The following is an 11,456-nucleotide window of genomic DNA, read 5'->3' on the forward strand; positions in this document are numbered from 1 at the left end:
GGATTTAGAAAAAGAAATTAAATTGAAATTGGTTGATTTCGAGCTATTAATTGACTGTCTCTTATACACATCTCCGAGCCCACGAGACACTGAGCGATCTCGTATGCCGTGTCCTGATTTAAATTTAATCCACTATATTTCCGCAAAATCCCGACACACTCGGACACCCGCCCCGCTTATCGCAACTTTGCGAACACCCCGGAAACAGCAAAGACATCAAATAATTGATTTTATTAGAATTTATTTGCAAAGCCATTTACCGTTACACAAGAATGGCACATTAAAATGACTGATGAGGATTTATAACGATGAAGACAGACATTCAAGCCGAATTAACCCAAGCCCTGCTATCACACGAAAAAGTATGGGCGAACGAAGAAAAAACCATTTTAGCCAAAAACATCCTGTTAGATTTGGTGGAAAAAACCGACCCGTCGATTATCAGGTTGTTATTGGGGAATGATGAGTTAAAACGCCATTTTTTTGTGAAAGTGAATGGTGTTTTGGTGTTTAAATTGCAGGATTTTCGTTTTTTCTTGGACAAACACAGCGTCAATAATTCCTACACAAAATACGCCAACCGCATTGGTTTGACGGACGGCAACCGCTTTTTGAAAGACAATTCGGATATTGTGTTAGATTTTCCGTTTAAAGATTGCGTATTGAATGGCGGACAAAGCACCGAAGAAGGCGAAGAGATTTATTTTAAACGCAATAATAGCCAGCCAGCCAGCCAGCCAGCCAGCCAGCCAGCCAGCCAGCCAGCCAGCCAGCCAATTATACACCAAATTAACCCGAAAAAGACAAGAAATCTTTTTTAATCAAACGCTTGCTTTTGATGAAATCGATAGGCTTTTTGACGCAAAAGCATTCTCAAAATTCTCCCGCTACACCGCAGACGGCAAACAAGCCGTTGGCGAAATCAAACGCCNTTCAGACGGNACACCTGCCGAAAATCTTATTATCAAAGGCAATAATCTGATAGCCCTGCATTCGATTGCCAAACAGTTAAAAGGTAAAGTGAAGCTGATTTATATTGACCCGCCATATAACACGGGTAATGACGGTTTTAAATACAACGACAAATTTAATCATTCCACTTGGCTGACTTTTATGAAAAATCGGCTGGAAATTGCGAAAACTTTATTAGCTGATGATGGGGTTATTCTTGTTCAAATTGATAATTCTCCTAGCTCACTTCGTGAATCCCCTGAATATGGATATTTATTAGTCTTAATGGACGAAATTTTTACACGAAAAAATTACGTTACTACATTTAATTGGAAGAAAAAAGGAAATGCTAGCAATACAAAAGATGGTGTTGGAACTATTACTGAAAGTATTTTAATGTATGCTAAAGACTTTGAAAGTATTACTCCAAATTTGCAAGAATTTAAACGAAAATATAAATATACCGATGAAAATGGCAGAGAATACAATTTAGAAAATCCAGTAAAGACTAATGAAGGTACATATAAAAGGGAAACAATGATTTTTCCAATTATTACTGCCGAAGGAACATTTTATCCACCAAAAGGCAAACGTTGGACAATTGGTAATAATATTTTAGATGAAAATGGAAAAATCAAGCCTGATGTGAAATATGAAATTAAAGACGGTATTTTTTATCTAAAAAAATATAGTCAAGATTATAAATTGGGCGACGCAAAATTATACGCAAACTTATTATTAGAACACGGTTCTTTAAAAGTGGCAAAAGATGAAATTGAAAAATTAGGTTTTAATCGTGAAGATTTTGATAGTCCTAAACCTGAAAAACTTATTCAAGCACTTTTAGAAATCAACACCAACGAAAACGACATCATCCTAGACTACCATCTTGGCAGTGGCACAACCGCTGCCGTTGCCCACAAAATGAACCGCCAATACATCGGTATTGAACAAATGGATTATATTGAAACGCTTGCCGTTGAACGCTTGAAAAAAGTGATTGAAGGCGAGCAAGGCGGTATTTCCAAAGCCGTAAATTGGCAAGGTGGTGGCGAGTTTGTCTATGCCGAGCTTGCTCCATTTAACGAAACCGCAAAACAACAAATTTTGGCTTGCGAAGATTCAGACGGCATCAAAACGCTGTTTGAAGGTTTATGCGAACGCTATTTCTTGAAATACAACGTCAGCGTAAATGAATTTAGTCAAATCATTCAAGAGCCTGAATTTCAATCCTTGGCATTAGACGAACAAAAACAAATGGTGCTTGAAATGTTGGATTTAAATCAAATGTATATTTCATTATCCGAAATGGACGATGAACAATTTGCAGGCTGCCTGAATGATGATGATAAAGCGTTAAGCCGTGCGTTCTATCAAGCGGAGAAAAAAGATGGCGAATGATAAAACGTTGTTTGATTGGGTGGAAGACCGCAAATCAATGCTGGAAGAAATGGAACAGACGGATTTTTTCGCGCTGCCTGAATTTGTTTCCAATAATTTAAAATATCCGTTTTTTGAATGGCAAAAATCGGCTTTAGAAAATTTTGTGATTTTTGACCGCACTTCAAAATTAAAGGATTTCCCCGGCATCAAAAACCGTCCTACCCATTTGCTGTTCAATATGGCAACGGGAGCCGGCAAAACAATGATGATGGCGGCGTTGATTTTGTATTATTTTGAAAAAGGGTATCGGCATTTTTTGTTTTTCGTCAATCAAAATAATATCGTGGATAAAACGGAAAATAATTTTATTGACCCGGCGCACGCAAAATTTTTATTTACCGAAAAGATTTTGCAAGACGATACGGTTATTCCCATTCGCAAAGTAGAGACATTTAGCCCACATTCAGACGGCATTGAAATTAAATTTACCAGTATTCAAAAACTGTATAACGATATCCACACCGAGCGAGAAAAACAAACCACATTGGCAGATTTGCACAAATTGAACCTTGTGATGCTGGGCGATGAAGCACACCATTTAAACGCGCAAACCAAAAGCAAAAAACAAGGCGAATTAGATTTAGAAAAGGAAATGAACGACCGCACTAGCGATGCCGAAATTGAACGCAAAGGCTGGGAGCATATGGTTTTGGAGTTGTTGCTCAATAAAAATGGCAATCCCAGCGAAAATGTGCTATTGGAATTTACCGCCACGCTGCCTGAAAATGCTGACGTACAACAAAAATACGCGGATAAAATCATCACAAAATTTGGTTTAAAAGAATTTTTGCAAAAAGGTTATACCAAAGAAATCAATTTGGTATCCAGTACGCTGGGCAAGAAAGAGCGGGTATTACACGCTTTATTGTTTGCCTGGTATCGCCATCAAATTGCGTTGAAATATGGCATTGCCAATTTCAAGCCTGTGATGTTGTTTAGAAGTAAGACGATTGATGAATCAAAAGCGGATTATTCGGCATTTTTAAATTGGGCAGAAAATGTACAAGCGGATGATTTTTCGTTTTTAACGACATTTTCAACAAGCTTAAACGATAGCGATAACGCCAACGAACAAGGCAAAACCCGCACCGAACAAGCCCTAAAATTTATGCAGGAAAATGGCTTTGAGTTTGCACATTTGGCAAATTGGGTGAAACAAAATTATCAAAAACATAATGTGATTATTACCAACTCCGAAACCAACAAAACCAAAACCGAAAAAACCGACGGCGAAACCGAAAAATTGCTAAATAATCTGGAAGCGGCTGATAATCCGATTCGTGCCATTTTTACGGTGGATAGATTAACCGAAGGTTGGGACGTTTTAAATTTGTTTGATATTGTGCGTTTGTATGAAGGGCAAAACGGCGGCGGTTCAAATAAAAAATCGGGCAAAACGGCTGCCGCTACCGTATCGGAAAAGCAGTTGATTGGTCGCGGCGTGCGTTATTTTCCATTTGCGTTTGAAGGTAAACAGCCGAATAAACGCAAATTTGACAACGATATGCAACACGAATTGCGTATCTTGGAAGAATTGTTTTATTACACGCACGATGAGCAATCCCGCTATATTTCAGAACTGAAAAACGAGTTGCGAAAAGACGGTTATTTGCCTGAAAAAGACGATGATAAGGTATTGGCAACATTTAAACTTAAATCTGAATTTGCCGATAATAAGGATTTTAGAGATTTGTTAATTTGGGCGAATAAAAAAATCCCCAACCCAAACGCCAAAAGCAATAATGCAAACAGCCTGAAAGCCAATCCGCAAACGCTTTCATTCCAAGTTCACGGCAATCAACTGTTGCAGGAAACGCAATTTACAGCCGATGAAAATGATGAAACCGCCCGACAAATCGGCACACAAAATAATTTTACTCAAACCATAAAAATGAGTGAAATGGAGGCGCATATTTTCAATAAAGCATTACATATCAAAGGGAAAAATAGTCAATCTTTATTCCATTTCAACCGTTTGCAAAGCAAGCTCAATATTCAAAATCGCAATGAATTGCAAAATAACTTGTTGAAAGACTGGCAAATTGAATTTTTAGGATTAGGGCAAGACAAACAGGTTTGCCCGGACGATAAACTTGCAGGCTGCCTGAAAATCTTGGAAATGGTTGAAAAGCATTTGAATGAAAGTGATAAGCCATTTATCGGTACAAAAGAATTTACGCCTAAAAAATTATGGGAAATTTTCGGCACGCCAAAACAAAAATGGGTCAAAAAAGATGATATAAAAACTGCTATTGCCATGCAAAATGATTGGTATGTGATGGATAATTTTGCTGGAACAAGTTTGGAAGAAGCGTTAATTCAATTTATTTCAGAGCGTTTGGGCGATTTGAAATCTAAATATGACGTGCATTTAATCCGAAATGAAGAAGTGTTTAAATTGAATAACTTTGCCGATGGTGAAGGATTTATGCCGGACTTTGTTTTATTGCTGAAAGATAAACAAAAATCTTCTTCCGACAGCGTGGACGGCTTTTTGCATTACCAAATTTTCATTGAGCCCAAAGGCGAACATTTAGTGGAAAATGATTCGTGGAAAGAAGCTTTTTTAGAAGCCATCACAGCAGAATATGGGAAGGATAAAATCCTGCAAAAAGATACACCGCATTATCGTTTGATCGGTTTACCGTTTTTTACTGACAATCAGAAAAATAGACAATTTACGGAGTTATTCCCTTTAGGTGCTGAATCGCTTGAAAAATGAAGTAGTGCATTGCCGGCAGCCCCGTTTGACAAAACTTCCTTTATAAAAGAGTGTTTTGTCAAATATTTAATCAACACATTATTAAAATACAGCCAAATTTTAATGCCGTCCGAACCCTGTGTTCAGACGGCATCATATTTTTCAGTATCTAAACCGTTTCCCTGCCCCAATCTTTGCCTCTCAAAATCGAAGCATCGACATCTTGAATATCGCGGTGTCCCGTAAACGCCATAGATATATCCATTTCTTTCTACAGGATTTCCAGCGCACGGGTTACGCCTTCTTCCCCATACGCACCCAAACCATACAAAAACGCCCGCCCTATCATCGTGCCTTTCGCACCCCAAGCCCACGCCTTCAAAATATCCTGACCACTGCGGATGCCGCTGTCCATCCAAACTTCGATGTCGCTGCCGACTGCGCTGACGATGTCGGGCAAGGCTTTGATGGCAGACACGGTATCGTCGAGCTGGCGGCCGCCGTGGTTGGAAACAACCAATGCGTCCGCACCGCTTTTCGCTGCTTTTTCCGCGTCTTCGGGTTCCATAATGCCTTTGATAATCAGCTTACCGCCCCACAAATCTTTAATGCGGGCGACGTCGTCCCAGCTCAGGCGTGGGTCGAATTGTTCGGAAGTCCATGAAGACAGCGAGGACAAATCGCCGACGTTTTTGGCGTGTCCGACGATATTGCGGAACGTACGGCGTTCCGTGTTCAGCATTTTCATGCACCATTCGGGCTTGGTCGCCAGATTGATTAAATTGGCGATGGTCGGTTTCGGCGGCGCGGACAGGCCGTTTTTGATGTCTTTGTGGCGTTGACCCAAAACCTGCAAATCGGCGGTCAAAACCAATGCCGAACATTTGGCATCCTTCGCGCGCTTAATCAGGTTTTCCATAAACTCGCGGTCGCGCATCACATAAAGCTGAAACCAAAACGGCGCGCTGGTGTTCTCGGCAACGTCTTCAATCGAGCAGATGGACATGGTCGAGAGCGTAAACGGAATGCCGAACTTCTCCGCCGCACGCGCCGCCAAGATTTCGCCGTCTGCGTGTGCCATGCCGGTAAAACCCGTCGGCGCAATCGCCACCGGCATTTTCACATCCTGCCCGATCATTTTGGTCTCAAGGCTGCGTCCCTCCATATTGACCAATACCTTTTGTCGGAAGCGGATATCTTTGAAATCCGAAGTATTTTCTCGATAAGTCGTTTCCGTCCACGAACCCGAATCGATGTAATCGTAAAACATACGCGGCATTTTGCGCTTGGCAACGCGGCGCAAGTCTTCGATGCAGGTCATTTTGCTCAAATCACGTTTCATCTTGTTTTTCCCTGTTTGACAGCCTGATGGAGTATGCCGTCTGAAACCGCTTGAGCTTTCAGACGGCATTTCAGGCAATACCCAAATAAATCACTAAGATTTAGATAATCTATATCAATATCAAAAATAAATCAAATTGTTTTGAAACCGCTTGCCGGCAAAACGCCCCAACCGCCGCTCCTCAAAAAACATAACCAACTGATTCAAAAAACCAAACAAATAAAGCAAAATCAGACTATACCGCCATTTAAACAAACAATCGGCAACAGCTCCTCCATACTTGACTGAAACACTCAGATATTGGACAATTCCGCCCACTATAAAAAAGCCGACACGGGCAACCACCACCATGAGACTGACCACCAAAGGGCGTTTCGCCGTTACCGCTATGCTGGATTTGGCGATGAACGCGCAAACCGGCGCCGTCAAACTCAGTGCCATCAGCGAACGCCAAAACATATCCCTCTCCTATCTCGAGCAATTGTTCGGCAAACTCCGCCGCGCCGGACTGGTTGAAAGCCTGCGCGGGCCCGGCGGCGGCTACATCCTCGCTGCCCCTCCCGCACAAATCAACATCGCCCAAATCATTTCCGCCGCCGAAGACCGGCTGGACGCGACCCAATGCGGCAGCAAAGCCAACTGCCACCACGGCGCGCCCTGCCTGACGCACGACCTTTGGGAGAATTTAAACAAAACCATCAACGACTACCTCGGCAGCGTTACCCTGCAAAGCATCATCGAACAAAAAAACAACGGCGACAGCAGCCGCGTCGTCCAGTTTACACACATCCATTAAATAACACCCGAAAAAGAAAGAGCAAACCATGACCGTCAAAACCCCCGTTTACCTTGACTACGCCGCCACCACACCCGTTGACAAACGCGTTGCCGAAAAAATGATTCCCTATCTGACCGAAACCTTCGGCAACCCCGCCTCCAACAGCCACGCATTCGGTTGGGAAGCAGAAGAGGCCGTCGAAAAAGCCCGCGCCGACATCGCCGCCCTGATTAATGCCGATCCCAAAGAAATCATCTTCACCAGCGGCGCGACCGAGTCCGACAACCTCGCCATCAAAGGTGCGGCAAACTTCTACAAAACCAAAGGCAAACATCTCATCACCGTCAAAACCGAACACAAAGCCGTACTCGACACGATGCGCGAACTCGAACGCCAAGGTTTCGAAGTAACCTACCTTGGCGTGCAGGAAAACGGTTTGATTGATTTGGAAGAACTCAAAGCCGCCATCCGCAACGACACCATCCTGATTTCCGTAATGTGGGTAAACAACGAAATCGGCGTGGTGCAAAACATTCCCGCCATCGGCGAAATCTGCCGCGAACGCAAAATCATCTTCCACGTCGATGCCGCCCAAGCCTGCGGCAAAGTACCTGTCGATGTCGAAGCCGCCAAAATCGACCTGCTCTCGATGTCCGCGCACAAAGTGTACGGTCCTAAAGGCATCGGCGCGCTGTACGTCCGCCGCAAACCTCGCGTCCGCCTCGAAGCCCAAATGCACGGCGGCGGCCACGAACGCGGCTTCCGCAGCGGCACCCTGCCGACCCACCAAATCGTCGGTATGGGCGAAGCTTTCCGCATCGCCAAAGAAGAACTCGAACAAGATATGGCGCACTACCGCAAACTGCGCGACATCTTCCTCAAAGGCATCGAAGGCATCGAAGAAGTCTATATCAACGGCGACCTCGAACACCGCGCCCCGAACAACCTGAACGTCAGCTTCAACTTCGTCGAAGGCGAAAGCCTGATTATGGCGGTGAAAGAACTCGCCGTATCCAGTGGCTCCGCCTGTACTTCCGCAAGCCTTGAGCCAAGCTACGTTTTACGCGCACTCGGCCGCAACGACGAATTGGCGCACTCGTCCCTGCGCATCACCTTCGGCCGCATGACCACCGAAGAAGAAGTGCAGTTTGCAGCAAAACTGATCAAATCCAAAATCGGCAAACTGCGCGAACTGTCGCCGCTGTGGGAAATGTTCAAAGACGGGATTGATTTGAACTCGATCGAATGGGCAGCGCATTAAGATTGATGTCAAACAAAGGCTGTCTGAGAAAGTGAGTCTAATTTTTGAATACAGTAAAACACTTTTTATAGACAGTCTTGTAAGCTATTTTCATAGAAAGAATACCATGAAAGTTAAAATTATTAATTTGCCAAATGGTTATAAACGTATTATTTATGGAAAATATTTTGAACAATTTGACTTAGATTATAAACAAGATTTAGACGTATTAAAAAAAGATATTGAATTTGCTTTATCTGTTATTGAATACAATCGATCTATATTCAAAAAATTCTCTTCCTTATTTGAGAATAAAATCATTTTTGTTTATCAAGGAGGACATCATCTTGATATTATTGATCGTGATAAAGGAAGTTTGAAATAGTTAACTATTGAAGATCATTGGACAAAAGATGTTGATGATATCACCGGTTCATGGAAAATGGAGAATTTAGAAATTAGCCGACAAACTCAATATGCAATGCAACTTCTAAAGATTGGTAAAACAAATATTGAGAAAGAAATAAGAAAAATTAAACAAAGGTTCTAAAAAAATGAGTAAATACGGTGGTGAAGACATAATCTATATGAATGATGCTGTATTTAGAAATAAATTAGCCATTCAAGATCCACTTGAATTAGAAAAGGTCGAAAGAGACATTTCTGCTATTTCCGCCCAGCATCTGCTTTTGCAACCCATTACGGGCAATTTTGATTTGGCGCATTTACAGACCATTCATCGCGAACTGTTTGGCGATGTTTATGATTGGGCGGGCGAAATCCGGAGAGTTGATATTTCCAAAGGTAATACCCGATTTGCCAATTTTGCTTTTATCGAAAACGAAAGCCGTAAACTTTTGGAGAAGTTGCGAAGCGAAAACTATTTGCAGGGATTGGATAAAGATAAGTTTGCAGAACGTGCAGCCTATTATTTGGGCGAATTGAACGTTCTACATCCTTTTCGTGAAGGAAACGGCAGAACATTGCGCCTGTTTATGACGCAATTGGCAATGAAAAACGGTTTGCAGATACATTGGCAAAATATCTCTGCCGAACAAATGATTCAAGCCTCTAGTCAGGCATACCATGCCGATAGCAGTTTATTGGCACGATTAATTTTAGACAATTTAGAACAATCGTCTTTTTCAGACGACTAAAACATCAACAAACCACGATATTTTAAGCAAGCGTAGGTTGGGTTGGAAACCCAACAAGCCTATTAAAGCACCTGAATGGGTTTAATAACCCAACCTACCTATAAATAAAAAAGGTCGTCTGAAATCCCAAAAGACCTTTTCAGACGACCTAAAAGCCACCACATTAAAATCAAGGATACAACCCATGAACGAACAAGAAATCGACCTCGACAATCTCGACAACCTGCTCGAAGATTTTGACGACGTTACCGTAGAAGGCGGCGTTGATTCAGAGAATGATGACGGCTGCGAAGGCGGCGCATGCAAAATCTAAACTTCAGGCCGTCTGAATATTCGTAAACAAACCATTTACACCACTAAAAACACAAAGGAAACCACATCATGGCATACAGCGATAAAGTAATCGACCACTACGAAAACCCACGCAACGTCGGCACTTTCGACAAAAACGACGAGTCCGTCGGCACCGGCATGGTCGGCGCGCCCGCCTGCGGCGACGTGATGCGTCTGCAAATCAAAGTAAACGATGAAGGTATTATTGAAGATGCCAAATTCAAAACTTACGGCTGCGGTTCTGCCATCGCTTCGTCCAGCCTGATTACCGAGTGGGTCAAAGGCAAAAGCTTGGATGACGCGCTGGCAATCAAAAACAGCGAAATCGCCGAAGAGTTGGAATTGCCGCCGGTAAAAATCCACTGCTCCATTTTGGCGGAAGACGCGGTAAAAGCGGCCGTTGCCGACTACCGTAAACGTCAGGAAAACAAATAACCCTGTTTTCCAGATACTTAGTTTGCGGACATTAAAACCTAAATCGACTTGATAGGTACCACCATATATAAGCGCGCTTGTCCCTTCAAAATCAAAGGAGGCTAAAATGCCTTTTAGCGATGAAGAAGCCCAATCCCTGCTGCTGTCAAAGGCATAGGTAAAACCGTATTGCAGCGTTTGCAGCAAATGGGCTTGGATGATGTTGCCACACTGGCGGCAGCGGATTTGGACGATGTTTTGGAACAGGGTGCACAATTAACCGGCTCAACCTGTTAGAAAAACAGTCCGCAGGCAAAAGCCGCCGTTTCTGCCGCGATAACATGGGCAAAACAGAAAATAATTGCGAAATGAGGAAAGAAGCATGATTACCATCACAGAAAATGCAGCCAAATACATCAACAATTACCTGACCAAACGCGGCAAAGGCTTGGGCGTACGCTTAGGTGTGAAAACCAGCGGCTGCTCGGGTATGGCATACAACCTTGAATTTGTCGATGAAGCGAACGAGGACGACCTGATTGTCGAAGAACACGGCGCGCGCATTTATATCGACCCGAAAAGCCTGGTTTATTTAGACGGTACGCAAGTCGATTACACCAAAGAAGGTTTGCAGGAAGGTTTCAAATTTGAAAACCCCAATGTCAAAGACTCCTGCGGCTGCGGCGAGAGCTTCCACGTTTAAGGCATAAAAACGGCGGGACAGTATCAAAACCGTCCCGCCGTTTTTTCGCTTCCTGCCTGTTATAGCTGCCTTTGCCTTTCCTTTTCCGTTCCACCTTGTGCCGGAACAAATCGGATTTTACTAAGGCTTTTAAAGCATTGTCGCGTATTTTGCCTTTATTGTGCTGCGCTTTGCCGCCCATATTCAGTCCTTTCGTTTAAGAAGCCGCAGATTATAAGGCAAAAACAGTTTTCTGCCAAAATCTTACATTTATCATCCTACTATGTCCGACCTCGCCATCCGCTACGGCTACTNCCGCTACCAAACCGAAGTCATCGTCTTTATCGTCGCCCTTCTCGTGCTGCTGGTCATCCTGATTCAAAGCACCGGCAACGCGTTGGCGCGGAAACTCGAC

At 43.2% G+C, this 11,456-nt stretch carries 12 protein-coding genes and 3 pseudogenes; 12 read left to right on the forward strand and 3 right to left on the reverse strand.

All coding sequences use genetic code 11. From position 1 onward, the window contains the following. Window positions 1–308: 308 nt before the first annotated feature. The 3 genes from ACRPFF_RS10405 (at window position 309) to ACRPFF_RS10415 (ending at window position 5,116) form a co-directional block, all read left to right on the forward strand. On the forward strand, window positions 309–821 hold the full coding sequence (locus ACRPFF_RS10405; RefSeq protein WP_432674611.1) for a site-specific DNA-methyltransferase: 513 nt from the start codon (window positions 309–311) through the stop codon (window positions 819–821). Continuing rightward, window positions 718–2,352: a site-specific DNA-methyltransferase gene (locus ACRPFF_RS10410; RefSeq protein ID WP_432674616.1), complete on the forward strand. Its 1,635-nt coding sequence runs from the start codon at window positions 718–720 to the stop codon at window positions 2,350–2,352. The genes ACRPFF_RS10405 and ACRPFF_RS10410 overlap by 104 nt, the downstream gene beginning before the upstream one ends. After that, entirely contained in the window at window positions 2,342–5,116 is a 2,775-nt protein-coding gene (locus tag ACRPFF_RS10415; protein ID WP_432674613.1) for a DEAD/DEAH box helicase family protein, read from the forward strand. Before ACRPFF_RS10410 ends, ACRPFF_RS10415 begins: the two co-directional genes overlap by 11 nt. Before the next feature lie 148 nt (window positions 5,117–5,264). On the opposite strand, the pseudogene ACRPFF_RS10420 reads toward ACRPFF_RS10415, so the two are convergent. Beyond that, a pseudogene (locus ACRPFF_RS10420) lies at window positions 5,265–6,437 on the reverse strand (alpha-hydroxy acid oxidase). Window positions 6,438–6,557: 120 nt separating this feature from the next. Further along, entirely contained in the window at window positions 6,558–6,788 is a 231-nt protein-coding gene (locus tag ACRPFF_RS10425; protein ID WP_123196138.1) for a hypothetical protein, read from the reverse strand. On the opposite strand from ACRPFF_RS10425, the gene iscR reads away from it, so the two are divergent. From iscR to iscA, 8 genes and pseudogenes are all read left to right on the forward strand, one after another. Next, a complete protein-coding gene (gene iscR, locus ACRPFF_RS10430; protein ID WP_118811629.1) occupies window positions 6,787–7,233 on the forward strand; it encodes a Fe-S cluster assembly transcriptional regulator IscR in 447 nt (148 codons plus the stop codon). The genes ACRPFF_RS10425 and iscR overlap by 2 nt on opposite strands. Before the next feature lie 28 nt (window positions 7,234–7,261). Next, on the forward strand, window positions 7,262–8,476 hold the full coding sequence (locus ACRPFF_RS10435; RefSeq protein WP_411713078.1) for an IscS subfamily cysteine desulfurase: 1,215 nt from the start codon (window positions 7,262–7,264) through the stop codon (window positions 8,474–8,476). 106 nt (window positions 8,477–8,582) lie between these two features. Next, complete coding sequence (locus ACRPFF_RS10440) at window positions 8,583–8,840, forward strand: hypothetical protein (protein WP_432674614.1); 258 nt, start codon at window positions 8,583–8,585, stop codon at window positions 8,838–8,840. 169 nt (window positions 8,841–9,009) lie between these two features. Beyond that, window positions 9,010–9,612 (forward strand): Fic/DOC family protein, encoded by a 603-nt coding sequence (locus tag ACRPFF_RS10445; protein ID WP_167435371.1) that lies wholly within the window; start codon window positions 9,010–9,012, stop codon window positions 9,610–9,612. Between the two features lie 184 nt (window positions 9,613–9,796). Further along, window positions 9,797–9,925, forward strand: coding sequence for a hypothetical protein (locus tag ACRPFF_RS10450; protein WP_256388723.1), 129 nt, complete (start codon window positions 9,797–9,799; stop codon window positions 9,923–9,925). Between the two features lie 68 nt (window positions 9,926–9,993). Further along, window positions 9,994–10,380, forward strand: a complete 387-nt coding sequence (iscU, locus tag ACRPFF_RS10455) for a Fe-S cluster assembly scaffold IscU (protein ID WP_003674559.1) — start codon at window positions 9,994–9,996, stop codon at window positions 10,378–10,380. A gap of 106 nt (window positions 10,381–10,486) precedes the next feature. Next, window positions 10,487–10,731, forward strand: a pseudogene (locus tag ACRPFF_RS10460) (recombinase RecA). Window positions 10,732–10,741: 10 nt separating this feature from the next. Beyond that, window positions 10,742–11,062, forward strand: coding sequence for an iron-sulfur cluster assembly protein IscA (gene iscA, locus ACRPFF_RS10465; RefSeq protein ID WP_432674615.1), 321 nt, complete (start codon window positions 10,742–10,744; stop codon window positions 11,060–11,062). On the opposite strand, the gene ACRPFF_RS10470 is transcribed toward iscA, so the two are convergent. Continuing rightward, complete coding sequence (locus ACRPFF_RS10470; protein WP_003688893.1) at window positions 11,022–11,243, reverse strand: alternative ribosome-rescue factor A; 222 nt, start codon at window positions 11,241–11,243, stop codon at window positions 11,022–11,024. The genes iscA and ACRPFF_RS10470 overlap by 41 nt on opposite strands. Window positions 11,244–11,324: 81 nt before the next feature. On the opposite strand from ACRPFF_RS10470, the pseudogene ACRPFF_RS10475 reads away from it, so the two are divergent. Then, window positions 11,325–11,456: pseudogene (locus ACRPFF_RS10475) on the forward strand (ABC transporter permease); the annotation flags it as partial.

Origin of the sequence: Neisseria sp. SLRRB23 (assembly GCF_050896295.1) — a bacterium.
Taxonomy (GTDB): Bacteria; Pseudomonadota; Gammaproteobacteria; order Burkholderiales; family Neisseriaceae; genus Neisseria.

Excerpts from the sequence above, each read along its gene's own strand:
- ACRPFF_RS10405 (WP_432674611.1), top strand. The coding sequence starts at position 309 with ATGAAGACAGACATTCAAGCCGAATTAACCCAAGCCCTGCTATCACAC.
- ACRPFF_RS10415 (WP_432674613.1), top strand. The coding sequence starts at position 2,342 with ATGGCGAATGATAAAACGTTGTTTGATTGGGTGGAAGACCGCAAATCA.
- iscR (WP_118811629.1), top strand. The coding sequence starts at position 6,787 with ATGAGACTGACCACCAAAGGGCGTTTCGCCGTTACCGCTATGCTGGAT.
- ACRPFF_RS10425 (WP_123196138.1), bottom strand. The coding sequence starts at position 6,788 with ATGGTGGTGGTTGCCCGTGTCGGCTTTTTTATAGTGGGCGGAATTGTC.
- ACRPFF_RS10435 (WP_411713078.1), top strand. The coding sequence starts at position 7,262 with ATGACCGTCAAAACCCCCGTTTACCTTGACTACGCCGCCACCACACCC.
- ACRPFF_RS10440 (WP_432674614.1), top strand. The coding sequence starts at position 8,583 with ATGAAAGTTAAAATTATTAATTTGCCAAATGGTTATAAACGTATTATT.
- ACRPFF_RS10445 (WP_167435371.1), top strand. The coding sequence starts at position 9,010 with ATGAGTAAATACGGTGGTGAAGACATAATCTATATGAATGATGCTGTA.
- ACRPFF_RS10450 (WP_256388723.1), top strand. The coding sequence starts at position 9,797 with ATGAACGAACAAGAAATCGACCTCGACAATCTCGACAACCTGCTCGAA.
- iscU (WP_003674559.1), top strand. The coding sequence starts at position 9,994 with ATGGCATACAGCGATAAAGTAATCGACCACTACGAAAACCCACGCAAC.
- iscA (WP_432674615.1), top strand. The coding sequence starts at position 10,742 with ATGATTACCATCACAGAAAATGCAGCCAAATACATCAACAATTACCTG.
- ACRPFF_RS10470 (WP_003688893.1), bottom strand. The coding sequence starts at position 11,243 with ATGGGCGGCAAAGCGCAGCACAATAAAGGCAAAATACGCGACAATGCT.